This window comes from Mesorhizobium sp. 131-2-1 (assembly GCF_016756535.1).
Classification (GTDB): domain Bacteria; phylum Pseudomonadota; class Alphaproteobacteria; order Rhizobiales; family Rhizobiaceae; genus Mesorhizobium.
Map to the genome: position 1 here is coordinate 4,361,724 of NZ_AP023247.1, position 14,456 is coordinate 4,376,179.

Sequence of the window (14,456 nt, forward strand, 5' to 3'; positions counted from 1 at the left end):
TCCTATTGCTCAAGACCGAAAAACAAAGCTTACTGGTCTCGCGAGGGGCCATGTTGACGATTGATGAAGTTGCAGCGATTCCGCTGTTTTCGGGTTTGTCGGCGGCTGAGCTGGAGCGTCTTGCGCGAACAGCCGCCGACCTCCACCTCAGTGCTGGAGAGTTCGCGGTTCACGAGGGCGGCGAGGCCGCGCTCTTTGCCGTCATCTCCGGCAAGATCGAAGTGGTGAAGACGTTCGACGGGGTCGAGCGGACACTTGGCTGGCGACTGCCGGGAACGATCTTCGGCGAGGTGCCGATTTCCCTTGGCACGAGTTTCCCCGGCGGCTACCGCGCTGCCGAACCATCCCGCGTCCTACGGCTCGAGGTTCAGCAGTATTATGCCGTCGCGGCGGTTTCCAAGGATGTGGCCCAGAAGCTCAGCGCCCTTGCCCGCGAGCGGATGGGCGGGCTGCAGAGCATTACCGCGGAACCGCAGAAGCCGCGCGTGACGCTGATCGGGCATCGCTGGGACACGGCTTGCGGCGAACTGCGCCGGTTTCTGGCCCGCAACCAGATCTCGTTCACCTGGCTGTTGCCCGGCACGCCGGACGCGGAGGCTTTCTGGGCGGCGGCAGGCAAGCCGGCCATTGACGGTCCGGTGGCGCGGCTGGCGGATGGGGAGATGATCGAAGGACCGGCCGTGCGCGATCTCGCCAATCGCCTCGGACTGCAGACACGTCCGCACAGCGCCGAGTACGATGTCGCGATCGTCGGCGGCGGCCCCGCCGGCCTTGCGGCGGCGGTCTACGGCGCATCCGAGGGGCTGCGCACCATCGTGGTCGAGCGCGAAGCGCCCGGCGGCCAGGCGGGCACATCGTCCCGGATCGAGAACTATCTCGGCTTTCCGAGCGGCATTTCCGGTGACGAGCTTGCCAGTCGCGCGCTGCAGCAGGCAAGGCGGCTGGGCGCCGAAATCCTGGTCACCCGCGCGGTCGCCGGCATCGATCCGGCGACGCACCAGGTGTTTCTCGACGGCACCGATGTCGTTCGGGCGCGCAGCCTCATCCTGGCAACGGGCGTGGCATGGCGTCGTCTCGCCATCGATGGTTTCGACCGGCTGATCGGCAAGGGTGTCTATTATGGCGCCGCGCGCAGCGAGGCGAGCGCCACCCATGGCCTGGATGTCTTCCTGATCGGCGCCGGCAACTCGGCCGGACAGGCGGCGCTGCATTTTTCCGGCCACGCGCGCACCGTGACGCTGCTCGTGCGCGGCCAGTCCATCGCCGACAGCATGTCCCACTACCTGATCGAGCAGCTGCGAGCGAAGTCGAACGTGAAGGTGCGGCTTCGCTGCGAGGTCCAGGCCGTGCACGGCGAGACCAGCCTTCAAGCGATCGACATCCTCGACAAGACCAGCAACGAGGTGAGCCGGCACGAGGCTGGCGGGCTGTTCGTTTTCATCGGCGCCAACGCCGAGACCGAGTGGCTGCCGCAAGACGTCGCTCGTGACGCACGCGGCTATGTACTGACCGGGGACGACGTGAAGAAGGCCGGGCGCTGGTCGCACGGCCGCGATCCATATCTGCTCGAGACGAGCGCGCCCGGCGTCTTTGCCTGCGGCGACGTGCGCCTCAGTCCGGTCAAGCGGGTTGCGTCAGCCGTCGGCGAAGGCAGCATGGCGATCGCCTTCGTCCACCAGTACCTGGCGAATGACGAGAGGCACGGCTAGGCCGGACGCGCGTGGGTCAAAGCGACGACCTCCTGCCTTTGGCGGGGCGGCCCCCTCGTCAGGGCGCCATTTTAGCTATAAATTGACTATCGAAGCCGACCTCGACGCTGTCTTAAGGCCGACCGCTATTTCAGCATGCCCAAGTACGTATGTGCACATGGGCTCAAGCCACCCGCCCGCACATCCGTTGTGGATTGACCCGCGAGGAGGGATCAGCATGTCAGAACGTCTCGATAGAGGCCCGCTGCACCTTGGGGAAACGGCGCCCAATTTCGTGCTCGACGCGATTACCCGCGAGGGCAAGATCGCCATCGACGATTTCCGCGGCGAGAAACCAGTGCTGGTTGGGCTGTATCGAGGTCTCCATTGTCCTTTTTGCAGGCGTCATATCGCGACGATTTCGCGGCTCACCCCAGCCCTCCACGAGAAGGGCATCGAAAGCCTGACGGTGGTCAACACGCCTATCGAGCGGGCGCGCCTCTATCTGCGGTACCATCCGATGGTTGGTTTGCTTGCGGCATCCGATCCGGAGCGGACTTCACATCGCGCCTTTGGCCTGCCGAATATGCAGATCACCGAAGACGAGAGCGCTTGGCCGCAAAAGGTTTCGATGAGCGATGTGAAGGCTATGCGGCTCAACGTGCCGGGCGAAATGCCTGAGCCGATGGATCCGTTTACCACGCTCGAATATCTGAACAAAAAAGACAATTACGATATCACTGAAGCGGACCAGCAAATGATGGCTACCGGCGTGGGCCAGCTCGTGGGCCAGTTCCTGCTCGACCGCAACGGCGTCGTTCGCTGGACGTTCTCCGAGGTTTTCGATGGCGGCTTGGGCGCCCACCCGAGCTCTGAGACGATGATGTCGGTCGCGTCGCAAATCGGAAGGTAAGGAGCAGCTTCGGTAGTGGCTGGCGCGTTGAACCGGTCGGCCGGCCGCGCGGTGCCTATGCAGGCCCAGGCGGGTGCGCCTTGGCCGTGCAATCGTCGCTGCCGGCCTGATCATGTCGCATCGTTGAGCGCCCGTGCGCACGATGACACCCTGGGCACCCTGAGCCTGCGAAGGCGCAACTCGGCGCATGAGGGCCCGCCATGCGGCTGCGGAATCACCTTGTCGAAACGCGTGGCTGCCCATACCATGTCAGGTCATGGTGAAATCTGATCAGGAGGTCAGTGGAATCGGTCGGGTTTTTGAGCCAGTGCAAGGTAGGGAGGATAAATTATGGCTTCCGCAGTACAGGCCGACAATGGCGTCAACGTAGAGGCGCTGCTCGCCGCAAAAGAAGCGCTTACCAACGCCCCGGAGGCCGCGCAGTTCAAGTGGCGCGCGGCTTGCGAATGGAAGGACGGCACCCATAGCCACTCGACGGTCGAGAGCTTTTACGGTCTCGGCCAGGACCAGCATCGCAAGACCACCTTCGCATTCGACGCCGACCATCCGGAGGTCTTCGCTTCCCTGGATCAGGGCGCCACGCCTGTCGAATACGTGCTGGTCGGGCTGGCCAGTTGCCTGACCGCCGGCATCGCCGCGGTTGCCCAGAACCGGAACATCCAGTTGAAGTCGGTGAAGGCGACCATCGAAGGCGACATGGATATCGCGGGCATTCTCGGCATCGACAGCGACGTCCGCAACGGCTTCAGCGGCATCACGGTGAAGTACGCCATCGATGCCGACGCCAAGCGCGAGGACATCGAGGCGCTCGTCGCCCAGTCGCAGAAGCGGTCGGCGGTCTACGACATTGTCACCAATCCTACGAACGTCACGGTCGTGGTGAACTGAAAGGCGCTTCGAACCGTAGACTCGCCTGATGAGAGGGCGCGATTAGTTCCGTCACCACAGTGATCGTCGGCGCGGGGCACGCGGGGCTCGCGATGAGCCGCTGCCTCGCGGAGCGCTCTATCGACCATGTGCTGCTGGAGCGCGGCGAGGTCGCCCATAGCTGGCGCACCGAGCGATGGGATTCGCTGCGGCTGCTGACCCCGAACTGGCAGAGCCGGCTGCCCGGCTTCCGCTATGACGGCGACGACCCCGACGGCTACCGGACGCTGCCGGAGGTGATCGAGTTCCTCGGCGACTATGCCAGGGCGATCTCGGCTCCGGTCAGGACCCAGACGACCGTTATATCGGTTCGCAGCGAGGGGGCGGGATATCTCGTGCGCACGGACCGCGGCGAGTGGCGCTGCCGGACCGTCGTGCTGGCGTCGGGCGCGTGCAATATCGCGCGCCTGCCTGATTTCGCCGTGCGCGTGCCGCCGCCGATCGCCATGCTGACGGCGCAGTCCTACCGCAATCCGGGCCAGGTCGCCGACGGTGGCGTGATGGTGGTGGGCGCGTCGTCGAGCGGCACCCAGATCGCACAGGAGCTGCAGCGTTCGGGGCGTCAGGTGACCCTGTCGGTGGGCGAGCACATCCGGGCGCCCCGCGTCTATCGCGGCAAGGATCTGGAATGGTGGATGGATGCCGCCGGCGTGCTCGACGAGCGCTACGACGAGGTCGACGACATCAGGCGGGCGCGACGGGTCCCTTCGCTGCAGCTTGCCGGCACGCCCGACCGCACCACCCTCGACCTCAATGTGCTGGTCGGCCTCGGCGTCAGGCTCGTCGGCCGTCTCGCCGGCATCACCGAAGATGGCAAGGCCCAGTTTGCGGGGTCGCTGCGCAACATGTGCGCGCTGTCCGATCTCAAGATGGCCCGGCTGCTCGACCTCATCGACGAATGGGCGCGCGACAACGGCCTGGACGCGACGGTCGGGCCGCCGGATCGCCTGCCGCCGACCCGTGTCGAGGACAACCCGCCGCTCGGCCTCGACCTCGCCGCAGGCGCGATCAGGACGATCATCTGGGCCACTGGCTACCGGCCGGACTACTCCTGGCTGGAACTGCCGGTCCTCGACCGCAAGGGTTACGTCCGCCACGACGGCGGCGTTGCCGACCATCCCGGCCTGTACGTGATGGGGATGCAGTTCCTGCGCCGCCGCAAGTCAGCGCTGATCGATGGCGCCGGCGACGACGCGCGCGATCTCAGCGACCATCTGGCGTCGTACCTCGGGCGAGATTCAACGTGCTAGCCGACGCAGGCCCGCAGCAGTTGCACAAGACATTCAGGGCAGCGGGATCGGCTTGTCACTGAGTGTGCGCAAGTAGGCAATTACGTCTGTTCGTTCGGTGTCGTCCGGAACACCAGGCGTCTCCATGTAGACGCCGGGCGTGGTGAGCATGGGCCCAAAGAGATATCTGTTCAGGTCCTCGTAGGTCCACACGCCTTCCCAGCCGAGCAAAGCTTCGGAGTAGCGCATTTTTGGCATAGAGGCCTTGTCGCGGCCGACGACGTTCCACAAGTTCGGCCCCGTCTTGGTCTCTCCCTGCGACACGGCATTGTGGCAACCGGCACACAGGCGGGTGAAGTGGGTTCGGCCCTTCTCGACATCGGCAGTAGCCAACTTCATCGAGATCGGAGCTGGTGTGGGCAAGACGACGCCGTGCGACATGAGATAGTCGGCAACTTCGCGTTGCCCCTTGAATTTTGCCAGATGGATCGGTGTCTTGCCGTCCTTTGTCTTCGCATTCACGTCGGCGCCGGCCTCGACCAGTGCCTTCACGCAATCGAGGCAACCGAGATTGACCGCGATGTGGATAGCGTTTTCGCGGCTGCGCTTCGAATTTGGATTTGCGCCCGCGTCCAGCAACAGCTTGATCAAGTCGATCCTGCGTTTTGCCAAAGCCGGCATGAGCGCAGGACCCAAAAGCGGTGTCGGGGCGGCGTTGACGTCGGCACCGCGTTCAATGAGCATTTTTGCCGCTGCAAGATGGCCACCCTTGACCGCAAGATAGAGTGGTGTCGCTTTCCCATCGCTCTCATCAACGCCGGCACCAGCGTCCAGCGCTGCCGTGATCCCCGCGACATCGCCCTTCGTGGCGGCGTCGTGGATGGCGGCGGCATGCGATGCAATCGGAATGTGTAGAAGCACCAACAGAATGAAAGGCAAGAACCCGCGCATTAGCATCTCCCAAGGCAAGCCTGAGGATCCGGCACGATTTCAAAACGGCAAAGCCTACCTCAAAATCGCCGATCGAGACAGTGGCTTCGGGTGTGTGAGTCCACGGCCTGGCAGAACCAACGCCAACACCAAAGGGACCAGGCTGGTCACCTGCGATTTCCGCGACCCTGCAATCAAATTCCCAGATGCAACTTCGGCTTCCAGAACGGGCGGAACAATTCGATCTTGGGACAGCGGTTCATCACCACTTTCAAGCCCGCGTCCTCCGCCAGCCGGGCGGCAGCGTCATCGCGCACGCCAATCTGACCCCACAGAACCTTGGCATGAATTGCGATGGCCTCCTGCGCAACCTCCAGCAGATCCTCAGAGCGGCGAAACACCTCGACCATGTCGACAAGCCGATCGATGGCCGCCAGCGACGGGTACACCTTGAGCCCTCGAATTTCCTCGACACCGGAACTGGGGTTGACCGGGATCATGTCGTAGCCGGTTTCGTGCAGCACCCTGAGGACACCATAGGAGAACTTGGTCCTGTCGGGGCTGGCTCCCACCATCGCGATGGTTTTGACCGATTTCAGAATGTCCTGCAGATAAGCCTCCGGATAGGGCTCATCGTGATTCATATGGGTCATTTCTTGTCGTCCAGCGGGGTCGCGATATCGGCTTTCAATTCATGCGCGGCCAGGGGGTCGAGGAAAGGGTTGCGATAGAGCTTGTCGTGGCTTTCGACGCCGACCTCCAGCGTGCAGTCGCTCATGGGGCGGGCAACGCAGAGGATTATGTAGCCATTGGCGATCTGGCGGTTGTTCAGCGCGACCTGCGCCTTTTGATCGACCTTGCCGCTGATCATCTTGGCCGCGCAGGTGATGCAGCCGCCATACTTGCAGCCGTAGGGCAGGTCCACGCCCTGATCGCGCAGGCTTTGCAGGAGGGGCTTGCGGTGATCGACCTCATAGGCCGCGCCGCCTTGATTGGCCAGCGTGATGGTGAAGCGGGTCATACCCAGATGTCGCTTGTGCAATCGCCGCCGGGATAACGGGTTTCGTGGCAGCGGCTTGGCCCATTCGGTTCCTTGCCGAAATCGACGACAAATCGCGGATCGATTGCCATGCCGCCGTTTTCCGTGTCGCAGTTGACCATCAGCATGCATCCGCCATTGGTACGGATTTCCGGATAGAACTGATTGTCCCAGGTCGAGAACAGCGAGGTCGTCACATAGAGCCGCTTGCCGTCGAGGCTGAGCTGTATCATCTGCGGCCCGCCGGTGACTTTGACGCCATTGACCACGGGTGCGCGGCCGAGCAGTCCGCCCATCCACACCTGCCCGGTGAGCCTGGCGTTGTGCGGGTCCGAGATGTCGTACTGGCGGATGTCGCCATGCAGCCAGTTGCAGAGATAGAGGTATCTATCGTCCATGCTGAGCAGAATGACCGAGATCACGCCGGGGATCGGGATCGGCCATTCGGGATGCGGCTGATTGTCGACGTCGACAATCTTTTCCCATTGCCACTCACCCGCCGCATCCTTCCACCAATGGATGATGTTTGCGGAAAGGGCCGCGCCGACGAAGCCGTGGCTGCTGTCTGGATTGTGATGGAAGCGCACTTCCAGCGGGATCAGGCCATCTTCACCGAGGTAGAATGTCTGCTTCGGCTCCTTCTTCGCAAAATCCCAGAAATGGATCTCGCGGCCATATTTCAGATGGCCAACCTCTTCCAGGTCGAAACCCGGCATGAAGGTGTTGGGCGCGGCCCACTCCGAGCTGACCATCACGTTGTGTCGCGGCTGGTACCAGAAATCGTAACCGAACTTGATGCCGCCCATGGAGTTTTCCCAGCGGCCGACAATCTCGAACTCCTTGCTGAGCTGCAGATAGCCGCCGGGGGCATTGCCCTGCGCGTCGCCAAGCATGGAAACGATGATGTCCGAGCCGAGGCAGTGCACCGTGTGCGGCGCCGACAGGTTGGTCCTGGCTTTGATCTCAGCGCCGTCGATGACCTTGAACAGCGTCGGATTGCGGGGATCGGTAGCGCAATCGACAATATGCAGATTGGACGATCGCACGCCCGGCACGATCAGGTATTTCCGCTCCATGCTCTCATCGCCATGGCACGACGAACAGGCATTCCAGCCCGAGTGATGCAGCTCATCGCCGATACTCGGCATCTGCAGGCGTGAAATCACCTGGCTGTAGGTCGAACTCTGCGGGTCGACATCGATGGTGCACAGATAGTCCGGCTTCTGGATGCCGGTGCCGGTGTAGATGGCAATCGTATAGAGCAGCTTTTCGCGCGGCGCCCGCATCGCCTCGGCGGGAGAGGCATAGCCCGGTCCACAGCAATGTTCGGTCATGGCTATTTCCCCAATTTGAACAGCGGCCGGCCCATGGGGGTCAAGCTGGAATGTAGTGCATGCTTGGTGCTGGCGCTATGGCCGGGGGTGGCGCGGACCGTGATGTGCAAGTTGGAGAAAGAGCGTCCACGAGACCGCCCAACGCGAACTTCGCCCCTGCATCGGGGCCGCCGCGATGACAGCCAGGTCGCCGCTCTTGGCCGCCTCGTGAAGTGGACCGCCTTCAGGGCCGCGTCGCGTCACGGATACGGCTTCAAGCCAGATTGATGGCAACGTTGCGCAGCAGCGCGACGGATTTGCGCATGCCTTCCATCGGCGACAGTATCATGTCCTCGTGCTCGATGGACAGCACATCGTCGTAGCCGACCTGCTCGAGCGCGGTGCAGAACTGCCGCCACCAGAGCTCGCCGTGGCCATAGCCGAGCGTGATGTAGTTCCAGGCCCGTTCGGCATAGTGGTTCGGCGCGCGCGCATCGAGCGTGCCATCTATGCCCGCGGGTATCGGTTCGACGCGTGTGTCCTTCGCATGAACATAGTAGATCGCGGAGCCCAGCTTGCGGACGGCGGCAATGGGGTCGGCGCCCATCCACATCGGGTGGCTCGGGTCATAATTTGCGCCGACCGTTTCGCCGACGGCGTCGCGAAGCCTGAACAGCGTGTGGACGTTGTAGACGGCCTGGTGGCCGTGCAGTTCCAGGCAGAGTTTGCTTATGCCTAGATTGTTCGAGAATTTTACCAGATCGCGCCAGTAGGGAATGATGCAATCGTCCCACTGGTAGCGCTGGATGTCGGCGCATTCGGGCGGCCAGTCGGTGATGATCCAGTTCGGGTTGGCATCGCCCGGACCACCTGGCAGTCCCGACATCATGACGACGCGATCGATGCCCATCAAGCTCGCCAGCCGGATCGTATCCTGCGTCACCTGATGGTGCTTCTTGCCCTGCGATCCCGGATGCAGCGGATTGCCCGAGCAGTTGAGTGCCGCGATCGTCAGCCCGTGATCCTGAACCTTGGCGACGAATTCGCTGCGTGCGGCAGCGCTGTCAAGCATCGCCGCGAGATTGATGTGCGGCGCCGACGACCAATTGCCACAGGCGAACTCCAGCGTCTCCAACCCAAATTCGGCCGAGGCGCGCAGCATCTCTTCGAAAGACAGGTTGCCCAGGCTGTCTGTGATCATGCCAATCTTCATGGGGCGGCTCCTGGTTGACTTGCGACCGTTCCGTCAGAGCTTCACCGGCTCGAACCTGCCGGATCTGACGGAGGCAATCGCTGCTTCGCAAAGGATCATCGCCTTGCGACCATCGCTGGCGGTGACGTCGGGCTTCTTTCCGATCTCGACACATGTGATGAAGTGGTCGATCTCGGCGGCGTAGGACTCGGCGTAGCGCTCGACGAAGAAGTAATAGGGCTTGTCGCGCGAGATGCCGTTGGCGCCGCACATCTCGACCGAGGTCGGCAGCCGATTGCCGGCGAGCAGCATGCCATCGGCGCCATGCACCTCGACGCGCTGGTCGTAGCCATAGGCGGCCCTGACGCTGTTGTTGATGTGGCACTGCCGGCCGGACGCGGTGCGCAGGATGAACATAGCGGTGTCGTAGTCGCCGAGCTTCTTGTACTGCGGCGCGACCAGGGATGACCCGGTCGCAAAGAGTTCGACGGGTTCTTCGCCGAGCATATTCCGCGCCATGTCGAAGTCGTGGATGGTCATTTCGCGAAACACGCCCCCTCCTCCGGCCAGCGCTTCCTCAGTCTCGGGTTCCGGGTCGCGGCTGGTGATGATGACCTGCTCGACGGCGCCGATTTCGCCGGCATTGACGCGCTCCTTCAGCGCCCGGAAGCTCGGATCGAAACGGCGGTTGAAGCCGATCTGAAACGGCACGCCGGCCTTCTCGACCGCCGCCAGGCACTGGTCGGTGCGCTTGAGGTCGAGATCGATCGGCTTCTCGCAGAAGATCGCCTTGCCCTTCGCCGCCGCGGCCATGGCCAGTTCGGCATGCGTCCGCGTCGCCGAAGCGATGAACACCATTTTCACCGCAGGGTCGTCCATCGCCGTTTCGGTGTCGGCGATCTCTGCGCCCGTCATGGCAGCGATCCTCTCGGCGGCCTCCCGGTTTGGATCGACGATGTAGCGCAGCCGCACTCTTGGATGGCGCGCGAGATTGCCGGCATGCACCCGGCCGATCAGCCCCACTCCGAACAGACAGACATCCATCATGCGTTCGACTTTCCTGTCACTTGACGGCGCCCATGGTGAGCCCGCGAACCAGGTGGCGCTGCACCAGCAGCGCGAAGAAGACGATCGGCAGCGCGCCGATGACGCCGGCAGCCGCCATCGAGGCCCAGTCGGTGTCGATGCGCCCGATCAGCGTGGCGGTGCCACGCGGCATGGTCATCGCCCGGGGCGTCGCCGTCAGCGCCAGCGCGAAGAGGAATTCGTTGAAGGTGACCAGCACCGCAAAGATCGCGGTTGCGGCAAGCCCGGGTGCGGCAAGCGGCAGCGTGATGCGACGGAAGGCGCCGAAGCGGGAATCGCCGTCGACCATCGCCGCTTCCTCGAGATCGACCGGGATTTCGCGGAAGAAGCTTTCCATCATCCAGACGCAGAAGGTGACGTTGAAGGCCGTGTAGGTGGCGATCAGTCCCAGCCAGCTGTCGAGCAGGCCGAGGCTGAGCATCAAGAGATAGACGGGGATCAGGATGACGACCGGCGGGATGATGCGCAGCGTCAAAAGGAACAGGCCGACCTTGCCTTCCATGGCAAAAGGCAGCCGAAAACGCGCGATTGCATAGGCGCCCATGGCACCGACCACCAGCGCGATGGCGACGGAAAAGAACGTCACCACCAGCGAGTTTGTCAGGTAGGAGCCGAACTGCTTTTCGGTGAACAGCCTGACGTAATTGTCGAATGTCAGCACATGCGGGTAGAGCGTGCCTTCCTGCGTGATCTCGCGGTTGGATTTCAGCGAGGTCGAGACCAGCCAGTAGATCGGCAGCAGCACGATCGCCAGCACGAAGCTCGTCGTCAGGATGCGTGCCAGACGGACCCTCATGACGCATCGATCCTTCGCAACAGCCTGATGGCGCTGAAAGCGAGCGCCAGCACGACGAGACCGATGGTCACGAACAGGGCGGCCGCATAGCCGGTCTGCTGGAACTTGAAGGCGGTGTCGTAGCCGTAGATCGAGACCAGCCTGGTCGCCTCGCCCGGCCCGCCGCGCGTCAGCACGAAAACCTGGTCGAAGGTGCCGAAGGCGTCGATGGTCCTGAGCACGATGGCCACCGCCAGCACCGGCCGCATCATCGGGAAGGTGAGATCGGCGAACACCCGCCAGGCGCCGGCGCCGTCGACGCGCGCGGCCTCGAACGGCTCGTGCGGGAGCGATTGCAACCCGGCGAGCAGGATCAGGAACATCAGCGGCGTCCATTCCCAGACATCGAGGACGACGAGGCCGATGAAGGCGTTGAGCGGCTTGCCGAGGATCTGCACCGCGCCGCCCCCCAACGCCTCGGAGATCACCGTCAGCATGCCGGCGTCGCTGGCGTAGATGAGCCGAAAGACGATGGCGACGACGACCGGGGTGATCACCATCGGAATGATCAGCACGGTCCTCAGCAAGCGGATGCCGCGAAACTCGCGCAGGCAGAACAGCGCCAGCGCGAAGCCCAGAACCGCTTCGATGGATACGGACAGCGCGACAAACTTCACAGTGACCCAGAGCGAATTCAGGAACTGCGCGTCGCTCCACAGGTGCACATAGTTCTGCAGGCCGACGTCCGAAATGGGTGAGCCGTAGCGGTAGGCCCTGGTACTGGCCCTGAGACCATCCCAGAGCGGATAGACGAGGACGCCGAGAACGATCATCAGGCCCGGCGCCAGCATGAGATATGGGAGGGCGAGGTCGAGCCCCGCCCCCTGCAGGCGATATTTGCGCGCCTGCGTGCCGCTTTGCATCAGTAGTACCCGGCCGTGGTCAGGTAGTCCTTGACCTGCTTGGCGGCGTTGTCGAGCGCCGCACCGCCGCCAGAACCGGCCTGCAGTGCCTTGTTGAGCTCGATGCCGAGCAGCTCCTCGACCTTGGCCCAGTCCGGGGTGCGCGGCCGGGGCAGCGCGCCGGCATCAAGCTGCTGCAAGGCGACCGGGATCAGCCGATTTCCTGGTTTGGCGATGCCGAAGGCGCTGCGTTTCACCGGGATCGAGCCGGCCTCCGACAGCTTAGCCTGCGTTTCGGCGCTGGTGTACCACTTCAGGAACTCGACCGCGTTCGCCTTGTTGGGTGCCGATTTCGGCACGCCGGCGATAAAGATGCCCATCTGGGCGATCGCCGACTGCTGCTTCGGCACGACGCCGAAATCGAGCTTGCCGGCGACCTTGGTCTGCGCCGGATCGTCGGCCTTCAAGGCATTGCCGGAATACTGGATGATCGCGCCGGCATCGCCGCCCAGGATTGCCGCCCCTTCCTGGTCGGAGTCGAACTCGACCACACCGCTCGGCGCGTTCTGCTTCATCGTGCCGACGAAGAAATCGGCCGAGGCCTTGCCTTCCGCCGAATTGAAGACCGGGTTCCACTTGTCGTCGAAGAAGGCGCCGCCGAACGACAAGAAGACCGGATACCAGCTGGTGACGATCGAGTTGCCGGAGACGCCGCGGAAGACGACCGGGTATTTGATCTTGCCGGCCGCCACCCCTTCCTTGCCCTTGGCGATCACCTCGTCCCAGGTCTTCGGCGCGCCGCCGGTGAAGACGTCGTTGCGGTAGGTGAGTGTCTGCAGATCGCCGACGAACGGCACGCAGATCAGCGTCGGCTTGGCGTCCTCGAAACCCTTGACGCGCGGTCCCTTCTGCGGCGGCCAATAGCCCATGTCGATCATCGAGCCGATCCAGTCCTTGTCGGCGCCGTCGATGCCGCCGGCGCCGAGATCCTCGAGCACATTGGCGGCGCCGAACTGCGGCACCCAAGGATCGTCGAGCAGATAGAGGTCGTACTGGCCGGCACCGCTCTGGGCATCGGCGAACCACTTCTCCAGCGTCACGCCGTATTCGTCCTCGAGGAACTCGATGTCGAAGCCGGCCTCCTTGGCCTGCGGGATGATTTTCTGCTTGAACGGCGTCAGCCCGCCATCGGTAAAGGCGCCGATGATGACCTTCTTGCCGGCGGCCCGTGCCGGCATCGGCAGGCCGAGCGTGGTGAGGGCCGTGGTGGCCAAAGCCAGGCCAAGCCCGCCCTTGATGACGGAGCGGCGAGTAAGTCTGCTTCTGCTGGAATGCATCATTTCTCTCTCCCGTTACTGTTGACCCTGTGGACGGCGGTGATGCCGACCGAATTGAAGAAACAGGCGTTCGCGGCGTCGAAGGCGACGCCGATGTTTTCGCCCACGGCACCCCTGAAATCGCGCCCCGTGCGCACCGAGACGTTGCCGCCGTCGACGCGGACGTTGACCAGCGTCTCGTTGCCCATCGGCTCGACGACGTAGATCTCGCCGGGCAGCGCGCCTGGCGCGTCAGGCTGGGCGACGCTGCAATCTTCCGGCCTGAGGCCGATCTCGACGATCTCGGCGAGGCGGCAGGCGACGAAGCGCGTTCGCTCCAGCGGGATGATCTTCCCGCCGGCGAAGACGCCTTGCTCGGCCAGCGACACCGGTAGGATATTCATCGGCGGATTGCCTACGAAGGTTGCGACGAAGCGGTTTGCCGGACGGTCGTAGATGTCGATGGGCGGCGCCATCTGCTGCAACTCGCCGCCATGCATGACGGCTACCAGGTCGGCCATGGTGAGGGCCTCGACCTGGTCGTGGGTGACGTAGATGGTGGTGGCGCTGAGGCGCTGGCAGAGGCGCTTGATCTCGCCGCGCATGGTGAGCCGCAGCCTTGCATCGAGATTGGACAGCGGCTCGTCCATGAGGAAGGCCGCCGGATCCCTGACGATCGCCCGGGCGAGTGCCACGCGCTGCCGCTGTCCGCCGGAGAGCTGGCGCGGCCTGCGGTCGAGCAGATGGCCGATCTCGAGGATGGCGGCGACCTCGCCGATCTTGGCCTTGCGCTCGATGTCCGGCGTGCCGCGGATCCACAGCGGATAGCCGATGTTTTCGGCAACCGTCATCTGCGGGTAAAGCGCGTAGCTCTGGAACACCATGGCGATGTCGCGGTCGCGCGGCTGCAGGCGGGTGACGTCGCGCTCGCCGATGAACACCTTGCCGGCGCTCGGCATGTCCAGCCCTGCCAGGATGCGTAGCGCCGTCGTCTTGCCGCAGCCCGACGGGCCGAGGAGAGCGAGGAATTTGTGGTCTGGCACGGCGAGGTCGAGCGATCGAAGCACGTTGAGTGCGCCGAAATTCTTGACCACGCTCTTGTACAGGACCGAACTCATCGCCTTCCCCGGCGCCCCCGCTTCTAGC

Annotated in this window: 14 protein-coding genes; 4 read left to right on the forward strand and 10 right to left on the reverse strand. The window is 63.6% G+C overall.

From position 1 onward, the window contains the following. Window positions 1–50 precede the first annotated feature (50 nt). The 4 genes from JG743_RS21080 to JG743_RS21095 all read left to right on the forward strand — a co-directional run bounded on the left by JG743_RS21080 (window position 51) and on the right by JG743_RS21095 (window position 4,778). Window positions 51–1,709 carry an FAD-dependent oxidoreductase gene (locus JG743_RS21080; protein WP_202292680.1) on the forward strand — a complete coding sequence of 553 codons (1,659 nt, stop codon included), beginning with the start codon at window positions 51–53 and terminating at the stop codon, window positions 1,707–1,709. A 217-nt stretch (window positions 1,710–1,926) separates the two neighbouring features. Next, complete coding sequence (locus tag JG743_RS21085; RefSeq protein ID WP_202292681.1) at window positions 1,927–2,601, forward strand: peroxiredoxin-like family protein; 675 nt, start codon at window positions 1,927–1,929, stop codon at window positions 2,599–2,601. Between the two features lie 330 nt (window positions 2,602–2,931). Further along, window positions 2,932–3,489, forward strand: coding sequence for an OsmC family protein (locus JG743_RS21090; protein WP_202292682.1), 558 nt, complete (start codon window positions 2,932–2,934; stop codon window positions 3,487–3,489). A 59-nt stretch (window positions 3,490–3,548) separates the two neighbouring features. After that, entirely contained in the window at window positions 3,549–4,778 is a 1,230-nt protein-coding gene (locus tag JG743_RS21095; RefSeq protein ID WP_274608497.1) for an NAD(P)-binding domain-containing protein, read from the forward strand. Window positions 4,779–4,811: 33 nt separating this feature from the next. On the opposite strand, the gene JG743_RS21100 is transcribed toward JG743_RS21095, so the two are convergent. The 10 genes from JG743_RS21100 to JG743_RS21145 form a co-directional block, all read right to left on the reverse strand. Next, window positions 4,812–5,708, reverse strand: coding sequence for an ankyrin repeat domain-containing protein (locus JG743_RS21100; RefSeq protein ID WP_202292684.1), 897 nt, complete (start codon window positions 5,706–5,708; stop codon window positions 4,812–4,814). Between the two features lie 173 nt (window positions 5,709–5,881). Beyond that, window positions 5,882–6,331, reverse strand: coding sequence for a CoA-binding protein (locus JG743_RS21105; RefSeq protein ID WP_202302801.1), 450 nt, complete (start codon window positions 6,329–6,331; stop codon window positions 5,882–5,884). A gap of 5 nt (window positions 6,332–6,336) precedes the next feature. After that, on the reverse strand, window positions 6,337–6,708 hold the full coding sequence (locus JG743_RS21110; protein ID WP_202292685.1) for a 2Fe-2S iron-sulfur cluster-binding protein: 372 nt from the start codon (window positions 6,706–6,708) through the stop codon (window positions 6,337–6,339). After that, the gene (locus JG743_RS21115) at window positions 6,705–8,060 is read right to left on the reverse strand and encodes a selenium-binding family protein (protein ID WP_202292686.1); all 1,356 of its coding nucleotides are present in this window, start codon (window positions 8,058–8,060) and stop codon (window positions 6,705–6,707) included. The genes JG743_RS21110 and JG743_RS21115 overlap by 4 nt, the downstream gene beginning before the upstream one ends. Before the next feature lie 253 nt (window positions 8,061–8,313). Continuing rightward, window positions 8,314–9,252 carry a sugar phosphate isomerase/epimerase family protein gene (locus tag JG743_RS21120; protein WP_202292687.1) on the reverse strand — a complete coding sequence of 313 codons (939 nt, stop codon included), beginning with the start codon at window positions 9,250–9,252 and terminating at the stop codon, window positions 8,314–8,316. A gap of 33 nt (window positions 9,253–9,285) precedes the next feature. Then, the gene (gene iolG, locus JG743_RS21125; protein WP_202292688.1) at window positions 9,286–10,278 is read right to left on the reverse strand and encodes an inositol 2-dehydrogenase; all 993 of its coding nucleotides are present in this window, start codon (window positions 10,276–10,278) and stop codon (window positions 9,286–9,288) included. A 16-nt stretch (window positions 10,279–10,294) separates the two neighbouring features. Beyond that, window positions 10,295–11,113 carry a carbohydrate ABC transporter permease gene (locus JG743_RS21130; protein ID WP_202292689.1) on the reverse strand — a complete coding sequence of 273 codons (819 nt, stop codon included), beginning with the start codon at window positions 11,111–11,113 and terminating at the stop codon, window positions 10,295–10,297. Further along, a complete protein-coding gene (locus tag JG743_RS21135; protein WP_202292690.1) occupies window positions 11,110–12,015 on the reverse strand; it encodes a carbohydrate ABC transporter permease in 906 nt (301 codons plus the stop codon). The genes JG743_RS21130 and JG743_RS21135 overlap by 4 nt, the downstream gene beginning before the upstream one ends. Then, window positions 12,015–13,334 carry an extracellular solute-binding protein gene (locus JG743_RS21140; RefSeq protein ID WP_202292691.1) on the reverse strand — a complete coding sequence of 440 codons (1,320 nt, stop codon included), beginning with the start codon at window positions 13,332–13,334 and terminating at the stop codon, window positions 12,015–12,017. Before JG743_RS21140 ends, JG743_RS21135 begins: the two co-directional genes overlap by 1 nt. Then, window positions 13,331–14,428 carry an ABC transporter ATP-binding protein gene (locus JG743_RS21145; RefSeq protein ID WP_202292692.1) on the reverse strand — a complete coding sequence of 366 codons (1,098 nt, stop codon included), beginning with the start codon at window positions 14,426–14,428 and terminating at the stop codon, window positions 13,331–13,333. Before JG743_RS21145 ends, JG743_RS21140 begins: the two co-directional genes overlap by 4 nt. Window positions 14,429–14,456: the final 28 nt, after the last annotated feature.